A 13,999-nucleotide genomic window follows, 5' to 3' on the forward strand; every position below is an offset into this window, starting at 1 on the left:
CCTTTAAACACATATCAATTCGTGCTAATATCTATATGTTAGAAAATATCTGTCTTTATTTTGGGTTATATAAGTAGCTATTTTGAATGCTTTGTATGATATGATGAGGTGATTATGCTTAAACCAAGTCTTTGCACGCAGGCGTCTGCAGGCTCAGGCAAGACATATAGGCTTGCATCTCGATATATTCACCTGCTTAAACTGATTTTTAAGGGGAATATTAAGGACAATTTCCCTGAAATTCTTAACCCCGATTCTATCGGCTCAATAGTTGCCCTTACATTCACAAATAAGGCTGCTGCTGAGATGAAAGACAGAATCATTCTTTTTTTAAAGAAACTTGCAGATATTTATCCTGACAAAGATTTTGATAAAAATAGTTTTGGTATAAAAGAAAATGAAGCAGCAAATCTACTCGTGGATATAATAAAAAATTACGGTGATTTTAATGTCACTACCCTTGATTCTTTTATGAATAAAATATTAAAAGCTTTTGCAATAGAAAAAAAGATTATGCCCGATTATGAGGTATTTTTTGAATCGGATGAAATTTTTGAGCTTGCCTTTGGAGATGTGGTTTCTAATCCCGATAACTTTATACAGCTTCTCGATTTTTTAATCAAACTTCTTGATTTGGGGCAATCCGGCGTAAATCCGGAGAAGATTATATTTGATGGGCTTAGTAAATACAAAGATATCGATATTCCTGAAAATCTGCTACTTTTTGAAAATCTATGTGAAAAGCTTGAGTTTGATAATAAAAACTTTGCTGAAATACAGTCTGAAATTGAAACTAATCTGCTTGAAAATTTTAGGTATTTTCAGGAGTTGTTTTCTGAGCATGCAGATATTTTTAATAAGACAAATATAAAAAAGTTTAAAAAATCTGACATTAATGAAATGATACAACAGCTTGGTAGATATGAAGAAATATTAACTGAAGGTTCCCTTGTCAGCCTTTATAAAGGAGGCGGTTTTCTAGATGAGGCTAAAGAGAAAGAATTTATTTCAAGACTAACTGAAAGTGTGGATTTGCTTAAGAAATATATGCTTTTGAAGAGCAGTTTTGAGACAGATGTAGTGGCACAGCAGCTGAAAAGGTTAAGGGATAAAGAGGAAGAGATTAAACATATCTCAAATATCGTAGATGGACAGAAGGTTGCAAAGGATGTGAGTGAGATTTTAAGTGAAAACGATATCTCTTATGCCTTTTTGAAATTGGGGGAGAAGATTTCTCACTACCTTATTGATGAATTTCAAGACACATCTAAAGAGCAGTTTGATGCGATTTTCCCTCTTATCGAAAATGCAGTATCTGAAGGGGGGACACTATTTATCGTAGGGGATAAAAAGCAGGCCATTTACGGCTGGAGAGGCGGAGATTATACAATATTTGACGAAGCTCTCAAGAGCGATAGTCTTAGATTAGAGGAAGAATTTACTGACACAAATTATCGCTCCGCAAAAAATATTGTAAATTTTAACAATTTTACATTTAACACTTCAAATCTTTTAAATGCAAACTTGCTGGGGATTTTTGAAGATGATTTGGGAAAGGATTTTAAAATTTTGATGATGGATGCAATAGAAGGTATTTACGGGGCTTCAGAGCAAAAGTATAAAAATGAAAATGATGGTTATCTGGAAATTATTTTGCAAAATGTGGCTGATAATGACGAGTCAGAAGATTTTCATCGAGATGAATTTGTTGATACCCTTAAAAAAGTAATTAATGATTACAAGGTGCCCCCATCAGATATAATGATTCTTTTAAGAAAAAAGGGTGATATAGACTTGGTTGTTTCCTGGATGAGGGAATATTTTGAAGAGCTTCCCTTTGTGACGGAAGATTCAATGAGAGTATCATCTAATTTTGAAATTAAAAAATTGCTCTTTATCGCAAATGTCATGACTATGCCCGAAAATCAGGATTTTGATAAAATATTCAGTGAATTAAAAGTAGATAAAGAGACGTTTGATAATATAAAAAGTGAGATTGCATTTTTATCCCCTTATGAAATTTTTTGCAAAATTATTTCTGCCGATATTCTTAATTATAATGACAATAAAGTTTATTTTGAAAGATTCTTGGAAGAGGTTTTAAAAATCTCTGATAAACATAAAACTTTGGAAGATGTATTAGAATATTTTAATAAAAAGAAGGATATTACAATAAGCCTCAACGAAAATATAGAAGCTGTTAAAATAATGACAATTCACAAGTCAAAGGGGCTTGAAAGTCACACTGTCATAATCCCTTTTTACGATTGGAAACTTTACGATAAAGGGAAGCTAAAAGATGTATATCATGCCGTAAATATTGAAGAGTTTACAGGTGAGCCTGATTACTTGCTGATAAAGCTTACTAAGACGAGGGATTTTTTAAAAGATGGTAGAGATAAGTATTTTGAAAAGTTTAAAAATGAAATCGTTGAAAATTTAAATCTTATGTATGTTGCAAACACAAGAGCGAGGGAAAATCTTTTTATTATTGGGCAGTATAAAAAGGATATTCAGGAAAATAGATACGGCAGACAAATATCGGCTTCCGATTTACTGCATATGATACTTGAAAATTCAGAATATGGTAGCAAGTCTGAGAAAACTTGTAATGAAAGATATATTGTAGGCGAAATGAAAAAATGCTCTAAAATTAAATATGAAGAAAAACCTGTAGAAGATGATAAAGTTGAGATAAATGCAAATTTTAGAGGGCACCTTAAAATATATGAAAAGGAAACATATCTTAATTTTGAAAAAAGGGAGAGACTAAAAGGTGAGCTGTTTCACTTAGGGATGTCTTTTCTTGGTAAAGCAGATTTTGAAAAAGATTTAAAATCAATAATAAATAATGCTTATTTTAGAGCAGTAAATTTAATGAGATATTCAGATGAAGATGTCAAACCATTAATGATGAAGGCGGTGTTAGACTTGAGGAAATATTTTGAAGATATAGATGCCTTTTGGAATGAAAAAGAGTTTGTGGACAGATATGGAAATATTATGCGTCTTGACCGTGTGATAAAAAAAGGGGGAGAGATTGTTGTTATTGATTACAAGACAGGGGATAAAGATTCAAACCACGAGCTTCAAATGAAAAAGTATATGAGACTATTTGATAAGTGCAGAGGTATTATTTACTATGCTGAGACAGGGGAGTTAGTAGATGTCATTTAGACTTTACAAGGTTGATTTGAGTATAAATTTTGTAAATTTTATATCTAAAAGGCTAAAGGGATTGGCGAAAAATTATGGCAAAGTTGTATTTATCTCTGCCAATAAAAGACCTATCAGATTTGTAGAAAAAAGTATTGATATTGATACTTCTTTAAAAACGGAATTTTATACAATAGAAGAGTTTGCAAGGACAGTGGTGACAAACTATTCTGATAATTTGCCTATTTTCCACACAAAAATTGAAAGGGAAATATATTTTCTCGATTTGATAAAAGGGGATGAAAATCTCAATAAAAGAATTGGGCTTGATGATGCAGGCCTTTTATCCTGGGCAAAGAGACTTTCAAGGCTATTTGATGAAATAGACAGGCAGCTTTTGGAAGATAGAATAAAAAACTTTCAATATATAGAAGCACTACCTGAGGCCGTAACTATCCTTGAAAACCTAAAAGACTTGTATGCTAAATATAGACGTGAAAATGAAAATATTACTTACGGCGGCGATATCTTCAGGCGGGCAGTAAAACTTACTTTTGATGAAAAATTTAGACAAGATTATAAAAATGCGATTTTTATATTTACCGGGTTAGTTTATCTATCTAACTCTGAGGTTGAAATAATAAAAAACATTGATGCCTTTGCTGATATAGATTTTTATGTGCAGACAGATTTAATGGATAGAGAAAAAGGGGTTGAGAGGTTTGAGACGTTTAAAGTGGTAGATAATCTTAGTAAAAGGCTTGGTAAATCAGTCAAAAACCTTGATATAGAAGAGATAAAGCCTGACTCTTATACCCCTTCAAAAATTCATTTCTTTCAGTTTACTGATACTCATAATGAAGCAAAAAAGGCTGTAACACTAATTGAAGATAAATATAAATCTTTTAAAAATAAATATGACAGCAGTAATTTGGCAGTAATCCTTCCGGATTCAAAAACCCTTTTCCCGTTGCTATCTTATTTGGAAAATATAGACAATTTGAGCCTTAATATATCTTTGAGTATGCCATTAAAAAGCACGGAAGTGGGGGTATTTGTAGAAACACTTTTTATGCTTTTGGTTGATATTAAAAGAAAGGAAAGCATAGGTGTAGCAAATTCTGCTGATTCCAAAACTCTATTGAGATTTTTAAATTCAAGCCTTCTATCCCTTTTTAAAGAGCAAATTATTAACGATATTAATTGGATTAAAAATGAAATTGTCAAAAGTGAGGCTTCTGTTTTTCAACTTGATTCAAATAGAGCTGTTTTTAAAAAACTTTTAGCCCCTTTTTTACAAACTAAAAATTTAATACAGTTAGAAGAAGCATTTAAAAATCTATTTGATAATCTTGATGAAAGCAAATTGAGGCAGGAGACGGCAAAATTAAGTTTTCAAATTTTGCAGTACTTTTATTTTGAGGTAATAAATAATTTCAGATTGATTGACAAAGACAGATTTGGAGATTTGCCATTTTTTTATAAGCTGTTGAGTGAGATAATTAATGACATAATTATCCCATATGAGGGGCATCCGCTTCAGGGCATTCAGATAATGGGGATGCTTGAGGCGAGACTATTGACTTTTGAAAATATCGTAATTACTGACGTTAATGAAGGTGTACTGCCTTCAGGTGATAAAATTGACCCCCTTTTGCCTGAATCGGTGAAGATAGAGCTTGGTCTTACCTCTTTTAAAGAAAAAGAGATGTTGATGAGATACAATTTTTTCAGGCTCATCTATTCTGCAAAAAATACCTATATCCTTTTTAAATCAGGGGCAACAGGGAGTGATAAATTTATCCGTAGCAGGTTTGTAGAGCAGCTTTTGCTGATTAAAGAGAAAAATGAAAAAAGGGAGATTAAAATTGATTCTGTGCCCTTTTCTATACCGAGATTGAATAAGATTGAAAATTACATACCAAAAGGGGAAGTAGAGTCAAAATTTATTGACAGTATAAAACATTTTTCACCTTCTGCATTAAATAGTTATATGAAATGCCCTTATTCTTATTATTTAAAATATATCAAGGCTGTGCCTGATAGGGTAAGGTTTGACAGAGATTTTGAGGCAGATACCCTCGGCAGTATCGTTCATAAATATTTTGAGATACACTTTGGAAAAGTTTTAGGCAAAATCTTGGATGAAAAATTGCTTGATAATGTAGAGTATAAAATTTTAGAAGATATAAAGAGGCTACCTGAATTTTTATATGAAGATAGGGACAATAGAATAAAAAACTTTTTAGGAAGGCTGACAGAGTTTCAAATTGAAGGGTTGAAGATTATATTGGAAAGAAGAGTAAAAGATTACTTTAAAAATATTAAAAGTGCTGGAGAAATATTTAAGATATTGGAGACAGAAAAGGATATTGTCAATTTTGGTTTAAAATTAAAGGGGAGAATTGACAGGGTGGATGAGCTTAGGGATGGAAGGATAAGAGTGATTGATTACAAGACAGGCTCAGGGAAAAATACCCCTTATACAAGAAAAGTGGCAAAATTAATTGAAATGTTTGATGATATTAAAGATATATATGATGATAAAAACCTTACCCTTGTGAGAGACAGTCTTAACTCAGCACAGTTGCCATGCTATATTTTACTTGCAAGGGAATGTTACGAAAAAGATATTATTTCTGAAATTCATTATATCGGGAAGAAAGATAGGGATTTTAGAGAAGTGCTGACAGATGAAAATATTGATGATTATAAAAAATTAATAGATTATATAATGAGCCATATGAAAATGACAGATAAGATTTATGCCCTGCCAAAAGAAGATATTTGTAAATTTTGTGAGTATGAGAGTTTTTGTAAATTTAGTGTATAGGTGACAGTTATGATTAATAATACTTTGATAAAAAAGATATTTGAGGCAGCATACATTCAGCGGTGGAATGACCATTTAAGGCCGTCTATGGGGTTTACAGAGCTTGATAAACAGGCTCATAAGGTAATTATTGCGTATGTTATTGGCAAAATAGAAGAAGCTCTTGGTAACAATTTTAGTTGGTTAAAGCTGATTGAGGGCTCAGTTTTTGAAACATTGCAAAGGATAATTACTACTGACATTAAGCCGCCTATCTTTTATAAGCTAAAAAGTGTCCACGGAGAAAAATTTAATAGATGGATATATTCCGAAATAAAAGAAAAAAGCGGCATAGAAGATAATCTTTTTTTTGAAAATCTTGATAAATATCTGTTTGATGAAAGATATTGCTTTTTTGAGAAGAAGATTTTAAAGGCTGCCCACTATTTGGCAACTTATTGGGAATTTAAAATAATTTATGATATGAACAAAAATTTATACGGTATAGAAAAGACAAGGGAAAATATCCTGTCAGAAATAGAAAATCACTATGACCTTGTTTCAGTGAAAGAGATAATGACAATCAGAGAGAATACAAGAAATTTTATCGACCTTGTAGGGCAATTAAGATTTCAACAAAGATGGGCACATACTCCGCGAATGCCTGAAACAAGTGTGCTTGGACATATGTATATTGTTGCAGCACTTGGATATTTTGATAATTTTAATTTACAAATTTGTGATAGGCTAAAATACAATTATTTTTTTGGTGGTATTTTTCATGACTTACCTGAAGTGATGACAAGAGACATTATCTCTCCCGTGAAAAGGGGGGTAGAGGGGCTTGATGAGCTTCTCAAGGAGATTGAAATTCAGCAGATAAAGGAAAATGTGTTGCCGCTATTGCCTAAGACACTCCACTTAGAGATAGAATATTTTGTAAAAGATGAATTTGAATGCAAATTTCAAGAAGGTGGAAAAACTAAATTTGTTGGCAAAGATGAGCTTTTTGAAAAATATAATGATGATAGTTTTAATCCGGTAGACGGCAAAAAGATAAAGGAATACGATATAATCGCCGCATATTTTGAAGCCCTTATCTCCATTGAAAATGGCATTAAACCTATCACCCTTCTGCAAGCAAAGGAAAATATGGAGAAAAAATACAAATTTTTAAATATTTTTATCAATGAGTAACATTTTATTATTAATTTACAGCCAGTAAAAATACGCTAACAGTATCCGCAGATGTAAGCAGAATATAATTATTCAAAAGTGGTAAAGCTAAATATCGCCTCACTGGTTTCGATATTCTTACTTACGTTTTTAAAGCTCAGCCCCCTTGTTTTGCCCACATTAACGATAGGTTCATTTTCAAGAACACAATACCCATCCTTGTTTGTATGGCAAGAAGGAATGTTTAATTCGCATTTTCCGTCATTACCCAATGTTGTCGCAAAAAGCTGCAATACTTCTCTGCCGTAGGGTGGGGCAATTTCTATATTTTCCGCAACTACGTAATTCGTATTGACAAGTTCGCCGGCTATCTTACCTTTAAATTCATCTCCATAAACACCTATAGGCAACAGGTAGCTGAATTTTTCATTTTTGTTGAATACGTGTCCTACAATATAATAGCAAATGGGTTGATTTGTATTTATAACAAGGTCGACTTTGTCTCCTGCATTCAGGTCAATACCTTCGCCTGTACCATACCCCTTAAACCCAATTTTTACCTTAAGGTTTGACCTTGTAACATTTCCGGTAAGTAGAGCGTAATCAAAATTTTGATATTGTGGCTGAAATTGTGCATTAATTATTTTTGAATCAAATATTAGGGAATAATTTTTTATGCTATTATAATTTTTATTATAAAGATTCATGTTTAGCAATATCTTATTATTTATAACCTCGTAATTGCCCCTTAAAATAAATTCAGCATTTTCAGGGGTGCCGACCGAATCTGTTTTCTGTGCGAGCATTGTTTTTAATAATTTTGAAAATTCTGTAATCTCCTCTGACATTTTTGGTTTTACAGGAAAAATGTAAATTTTATTGAATGTCAGCTCTTTTGATATGATGTTGACTACAGTGTCAAGGGAGTCAGGGGTTTGCTGAATTTTAACAAGTTGGTCTTTGATTTCACTTTCGGTAATATCAAGTACAGGAAAATTAGAATGCCCGAGAATTATTGCAACGGTTTTGTATTTTTCAAGAAGCTTCAGGTTGCTTAATATTTTCAGCAAATAATCGTATTTTAAAGATGAGTTATTTGTTTGCTCCGCCATAGTTTTTAATTTATTGGTTTCTACTGTAAGTTTTTCTATTTCATTAATGTAAGCACTCAAACTGTTTTCAGATGAAAGGATTGCAATCACCTTGTCCTCATCTTGATATTCAAACTTGATCCCCAACAGAGGGATTTCAGATGAAGTTTTGATAATACTTGTTGCTGCACTTGACTTAATTTCATTATTTAGGACTTTTTGGACTCTTTCAAAGTCACTTTTGATGTTTACAGAAATTTGCGTGGCAAGATCAGCAAGGGCTTCTTTTTTGGCAATTTCCCTATCTTGCCCATAGCCTATTCCGAAAATCTCTTTATTCTCAGCCATTACATTTGTAAAGCTTATCAATAAAACAATTATGGCAAAGATTTTTTTCATACTTAATCCTCTTATAATGTTAGATTACTCTATTCCACTTATTTTAAGCTCTTTAGGATATTCTATGTCAAATTTCAAGTTAAGTTTTCGGTTTGATTTGGCAGGTATATTGACTTGCCAAATTATTATTCCGTCTTTTGAAATGGCTGCATCTTTATCAGTAGGTGTTTCCAAATGTGTTTTTATCTGTTCATTCAATGAGATAGGGTAGCTGTCTTTTACCTCGATTCCTACTTCTTTTGATTTGCCGTTTTGGATATCTATCTCATACTCAAAGAATATCTTTTCAGATTTTGAAACGATTCCTGAATATTCGGTAAATTTTTTAAGTCTTTTTCTTTCAACTTTTAAAGATTCGTCCACTCCCAAAGGGAGCTGAATCTGTTCGGCAGGAGCTTTTGTGCTCGACAAATTTTCAGTATTTAAAAATTTCCCGTCTACAGAAATGTTAACTTTGCCGGCAAAAAGCGGGAATTCAAATGGGTTGTTGAAGAGCCCTGTAAGAAATACATATGGTGACTTCTTAGGTATCGCGACATATTTTATTAGCTTTTCCTTTAAGTTGTTTTTTGTAATTTTTTTAGAAGCTATAAATACTTTATGAGGCTGATTATCTGAAGGCACAGTAACAGTATCTCTTAATATAAAGCTAAAAGATATGCCCTCTTCCTTAACAGCAGGTTCATTTGAGTCAACACCAGCCAACTTATCCTCAATTTCTTCAGGTATCAAGGCTTTGGATGCCCTCATCTCCTTGTAAAAAACCGGTTGGGAAGGTTTGTAAATATCCACATACCATGGAGATATATCAGAAAATTTGGCTGATACGGATTTGGCAGTGGAAATTTCCATAGTCACATTTTCCCAATTCTCTCCAGTGCTTTGCGTGATATTTGTATAGATATCAAAAGTTATTGAATCATTTGAAGTATCTACATCAGCATTGTAAAGAGGGCTCCAACCTGCACCGTTTACAAGATAGCTTAATTCTATTTTTGATTCCGCAGTTTTAAAACCTTTTACCGTGAGAATAATGTTTTTTGATTCCTTATTTTGACCTCCGATGTTTGAAAGCTCATTTTTTAGTTTGTCTTTTTCTTCATTGAGATTAGAGATTTCAGTTTCAATTTTAGCCAAATCTTTGTAGGATTTTTTCAGGCTGTTTTCCAAGAAGTTAGAGTAATTTTGTAGTTCGGCAGCAGTTAATTTTAAGCTTGCTGAAAAAGGGTTGGACTTGCCGATAATATCAATAAAATTTTCTGTAGCCTTTTTTTCATGTTCGAGCATTTTTATTTTGTTTTCTACCTCTTTTATTTGTTGCAAAAGCAGATTTATTTTTTCTTCATTTGCAGCTGAAGTATAGCTTTTTTCAACCTTTACATCTACTATTTTGCCAATATTTTTGTCGATAGAAGCCTGAATTGTATTATCTATGACGTTTGTAGTTAATCCTTTTATAATGAATAAGTTTTCCCCCTTTTCTACGTTTATCTCTCCGACTCTGTCAATCAGTGCCGAATCTTTAAATACCGTGACCTTTTCAATTTTTGTATTTGTTTCTGGGTAAGAATAGCCAAACCCACAAATAATAAAGATGATGAGCAACGCAAGCAGAATTCTTTTCATTACAGCCCCCTTTATTTTAACTTTTTATTTTTGCCTATCAGAAAATATGAAATTCCAAAAATAATAGAAATCAGTCCAACTAAGAGCTCAAATTTAGAGTTTATTGGAAATATTTCTTTAACAGTAATACCAATAATGCCAATTATCACTGAAATTAATAAAATAATCACCCATACCACTTTTTCACTTCCATTAAATTTTCCGCTTATTACATCTATAAATGCCAAAACAGACACTAAAATTCCTATACCCGCCGGTCCCGCATCAACACTTCCAAGTAGTACCCATAAAATTATAACAACTAAAGAAATACCTATTATTTTAAAATAAGTTCTGTTCTTATCGTTTGATATACTCATTTTTATCCCTCGCCGTGTAATATAAAGACAGCCCAATAAAATGGATTTTTATATTTAGATTTTATATAGTTTTTTGCAAGTTTTACTGACTCGGTTTTACTCTTGCCAGATTTAAGGTTAGTATAAAGTTCTTCCATATATTCCACTGCTGGCTCAGAGGCTACTTCCCAAAGGCTAACCAAAACCGAATTTGCTCCAGCTTGCTGAAATGCTCTTGCAAAATTGGCGACACCTTCCCCCTCTATCTCTTTTCCTACTCCTGTGACGCAAGCTGATAATACCACAAGGTCTGCATTGATTTTCATCTTTGAAACTTCGCTCAGTGTTAAAAAACCATCATCATTTTTATTTTCCACTTGACCAAGCAGTATAAATGGCTCTTTTATCCCTTGAATCATTCCAGGCAGTGATGCATGGGTTGCAAAATGAAGGTATTTATAATCCTCTGGTCTTATTAATTTAAAATTGGTTTCATTTGCTTCCACCCCAAAAAGAATGTCCGGTGGCTCTGGCTTAGTCCCCATTATTTTCGCGATCTTTTTTATTTCAGTTTCGGTTTCAGGTAAAAGGGGAAATTCTATCTTATTATTTTCACTTTTTGTCGTTGCTCCCCATTTTACATTTATTGCAAGTGCTCTAAATGCATATTTACTTTTATCGTTTAATGTGTAGTTTGTTAAAGTCTTTCCCTCTTTCCATGCTATATATCTTTGATCGTCAGCAGTAAAAACAGGGTTGCCGATAGCAAAAAGTAATTTTTTGGGATTTTTCTTTTGAAACATTCTATTTAATGCAAGTATTGTGGCAGATTGGTAATAAGATATATTGTACCTGTCATTTACAAATATAGACGTTTCTATATTATTTCCTTTTTGAATAATTAATGATTCAAATGGCAAAACACCAAGTATCCCATCAGGTACTATAATTACTTTTGTATTTTCATCTACATTTTCCAAAGCTTCGGAAAGTAGTAATTTGTAGAGATTTTGTGCAGCTTCAATAGAAAACATTTCCGGCTTTTTAAGTGTCATTGGCGAAAGAAATGCTTTTATGTCTTCTTCAAGTTGTTTTTTACTTACAGGTAGTTTTATGATTTTTTTTATCCCACCTTTGGCAACAAGAAACAGATATGTAGCATCATTTGTTACAGAGTATTCCAATAATAACTCATTCTCTTTTAAAGGGAGTTTTTCTGCAGTTACAGGTAAAGGGTAATTGATTGCAGCATATCGGGGATATCTTTCTCTTAAAATTGCTATTAAACTATCAAGTTCTTTTTTCAATCCTTCTTTTTTTGCTATGAGTTCTTTTGTCTTTTGTTCACCAGATTTATAAGAATTTATAAGCTCTGTTTCAATTGAAGAAAGGTTATTCAAAATTTTATTTTCTGTAGTTCTTAGATTAGATGGGATTTCCGACATATCATTATTTTTATTTGATGTAGACATTGCTTCAAGCAATGTCCTTGCTTTTGTCATTTCAGAAAAGTAAAATGCTGCTGCTTCGGGTGAATTGCCAAACTGTAAAAAATCATATGCACTTCTTCTTGTCCTGAGTAGCTCTGAGTATGCTTGGGACTGCGATGTTACATTTTTTACACCGGGGACAAGATATTCGCTGTTTTTGTGCATTTCATAAAATACTGCTATAATCTCTCGATAAGGTCTTAATCTGTTGTAATAATTTCCCCCGGCAAAAAATTGCTCTTTGCTGTTTATCAAGTGTCTGTTGTCTTCAATCGAATTAATAGCAGTCATAAAATTTATGGCGGCTTCTTGCAAAAGCCCTTTTTCTTTCAATATTAATCCCTTTTGTGTATAATATTCCATATGTCTGGTGGGGGTGTCTTTCCATGTAGGCGGAATTTCATTTAATATTGCTAAAGCTCTATCTAATTCTCCGGTTAGAATATATGTTTCGACAAGGCCTGAGTTTATTAATCTGTTTGGTTTTATTTTACTTTCAAGATTTTTTCTTTCACTAAATACTTTTTCGGCTTCTCTATATTTTTTTTGTTTTAGCAATACTGCACCTATATTATTTAACCTTGTTCCAATTAAGTGAGGATTATTGAGCTTTTTATCAATATCAAGAGCTTGTTTAAGGTATTCAAGCGCCTTTTCATAATTTCCAATTTTGAAATATGCCATCCCTATATTGTTTAAGAGGTAAGTTAATGAGTAAGGCCTGTCGAGCTTATTTTCAATTTCAAATGCTTTGTTGTAATACTGAAATGCATTATCGATATTGCCGAGACTGCTTTCTATGTGGCCTAAGTTATTTAGAATAGTTGCTTTAGTGGGGTTATCGTTTTGTTTATTAGCAAGTTCGAGAGATTCAAGATACAGGGTTTTTGCGTTTTCGTATCTGTTAAGATCCATGTATAATGTGCCAAAGCTGTTAAGGCTTATCCCCAATTCTTTTGAGATGTGATTTTTCCTTTGAATATTTATTGCTTCTTCGTAGTATTTCATGGCATTTTCATAATTGTAGATGTCTGCGTAGGCATCCGCTAATTGTCTTGTAACAATTGAAATAGCTTCAGGGTCGTTTACTTTTTCAGCAACTTTTAAAGATTCCTTGAAATAAGATATTGCTTTTTCAAGCTGGCCCATTTTTGAATATGTTATTCCCAATTGATTTAGGTTGGCCCCGATGGAAAATTCATCGCCGAGTTCCTTGTATAATATGTTGGATTTATTAAAAGAATCTATTGCCGATTCAAATTTACCTAACATTCTTTCTGTTTTTCCGAGTTCGTGTAGTGTGATTGACAGACTGCTCTTATCATTGTCTTTTTCGTATATTTTTTTACAATAGTTAAGGTATTCGTAAGCTTTTGGTATATTTATGCCAAGGCGATTGTAAATAGAAGCAGTGAGAAAATATCCTGTTGCAATCCAGCCCTCATCTCCGAGTTTTTTTGCTGCTTCAACTGTTTTTTCGTAATAGTAAAGGGCTTTTTCATTATTTCCCATATCTTCGTATGATGCTCCAAGACCATTGTAATCGGCAGCATAACATTCATAGTCCTGACCACAAAGAGCCAAAGATTTTTCATAGTAATATATCGCATCTTTATACCTTTTTTCATTGTAAGCTTTATCAGCTATTTCCCAAATTTTCTCAGCTTCACTTTTAGGCGTAGTATTTTTATTATTTGTAGTAGATTCTTCTGACAATTTTGAGTGGTAAGTATCTGCCATCACCCCATTTTTTGCATCTTTAAGCCACAATTAAACTTTTCTTTCTTCTCATTTTGCCTAACTCATTAATCTGCTGTCTTTTTTCCTCAATTTTAAAATAATAATCCAATTTAAAGTAACACACCTTATCCGATTCATAAATCTTTTGTCTAAACCTAAAAAGTAGTTCTT

At 32.5% G+C, this 13,999-nt stretch carries 7 protein-coding genes; 3 read left to right on the plus strand and 4 right to left on the minus strand.

Features of this window, described 5'->3' with window-relative positions; translation table 11 throughout:
• Nucleotides 1-114 precede the first annotated feature (114 nt).
• From ACTCAF_RS04925 to ACTCAF_RS04935, 3 genes are read left to right on the plus strand one after another with little or no spacing between them, the layout of a single operon-like run.
• On the plus strand, nucleotides 115-3,177 hold the full coding sequence (locus ACTCAF_RS04925; RefSeq protein WP_463062178.1) for a UvrD-helicase domain-containing protein: 3,063 nt from the start codon (nucleotides 115-117) through the stop codon (nucleotides 3,175-3,177).
• The gene (locus tag ACTCAF_RS04930; RefSeq protein WP_463062179.1) at nucleotides 3,167-5,989 is read left to right on the plus strand and encodes a PD-(D/E)XK nuclease family protein; all 2,823 of its coding nucleotides are present in this window, start codon (nucleotides 3,167-3,169) and stop codon (nucleotides 5,987-5,989) included. The genes ACTCAF_RS04925 and ACTCAF_RS04930 overlap by 11 nt, the downstream gene beginning before the upstream one ends.
• 9 nt (nucleotides 5,990-5,998) lie before the next feature.
• On the plus strand, nucleotides 5,999-7,165 hold the full coding sequence (locus tag ACTCAF_RS04935; protein ID WP_463062180.1) for an HD domain-containing protein: 1,167 nt from the start codon (nucleotides 5,999-6,001) through the stop codon (nucleotides 7,163-7,165).
• A 68-nt stretch (nucleotides 7,166-7,233) separates the two neighbouring features.
• On the opposite strand, the gene ACTCAF_RS04940 is transcribed toward ACTCAF_RS04935, so the two are convergent.
• Genes ACTCAF_RS04940 through ACTCAF_RS04955 form a run of 4 tightly spaced genes read right to left on the minus strand, consistent with a single transcriptional unit; the run spans nucleotide 7,234 to nucleotide 13,828 of the window.
• On the minus strand, nucleotides 7,234-8,634 hold the full coding sequence (locus ACTCAF_RS04940) for a hypothetical protein (protein WP_463062181.1): 1,401 nt from the start codon (nucleotides 8,632-8,634) through the stop codon (nucleotides 7,234-7,236).
• A 24-nt stretch (nucleotides 8,635-8,658) separates the two neighbouring features.
• The gene (locus tag ACTCAF_RS04945) at nucleotides 8,659-10,260 is read right to left on the minus strand and encodes a mucoidy inhibitor MuiA family protein (protein ID WP_463062182.1); all 1,602 of its coding nucleotides are present in this window, start codon (nucleotides 10,258-10,260) and stop codon (nucleotides 8,659-8,661) included.
• 11 nt (nucleotides 10,261-10,271) lie between these two features.
• A complete protein-coding gene (locus ACTCAF_RS04950) occupies nucleotides 10,272-10,619 on the minus strand; it encodes a hypothetical protein (RefSeq protein WP_463062183.1) in 348 nt (115 codons plus the stop codon).
• Nucleotides 10,620-10,621: 2 nt separating this feature from the next.
• The gene (locus ACTCAF_RS04955; protein ID WP_463062184.1) at nucleotides 10,622-13,828 is read right to left on the minus strand and encodes a CHAT domain-containing protein; all 3,207 of its coding nucleotides are present in this window, start codon (nucleotides 13,826-13,828) and stop codon (nucleotides 10,622-10,624) included.
• Between the last annotated feature and the right edge of the window lie 171 nt (nucleotides 13,829-13,999).

The organism is Deferrivibrio sp., from assembly GCF_055117995.1.

Bases quoted from the DNA above. Each gene is read 5' to 3' on its own strand.
- ACTCAF_RS04925 (WP_463062178.1), top strand. From the start codon at position 115: ATGCTTAAACCAAGTCTTTGCACGCAGGCGTCTGCAGGCTCAGGCAAG.
- ACTCAF_RS04930 (WP_463062179.1), top strand. From the start codon at position 3,167: ATGTCATTTAGACTTTACAAGGTTGATTTGAGTATAAATTTTGTAAAT.
- ACTCAF_RS04935 (WP_463062180.1), top strand. From the start codon at position 5,999: ATGATTAATAATACTTTGATAAAAAAGATATTTGAGGCAGCATACATT.
- ACTCAF_RS04940 (WP_463062181.1), bottom strand. From the start codon at position 8,634: ATGAAAAAAATCTTTGCCATAATTGTTTTATTGATAAGCTTTACAAAT.
- ACTCAF_RS04945 (WP_463062182.1), bottom strand. From the start codon at position 10,260: ATGAAAAGAATTCTGCTTGCGTTGCTCATCATCTTTATTATTTGTGGG.
- ACTCAF_RS04950 (WP_463062183.1), bottom strand. From the start codon at position 10,619: ATGAGTATATCAAACGATAAGAACAGAACTTATTTTAAAATAATAGGT.
- ACTCAF_RS04955 (WP_463062184.1), bottom strand. From the start codon at position 13,828: ATGGCAGATACTTACCACTCAAAATTGTCAGAAGAATCTACTACAAAT.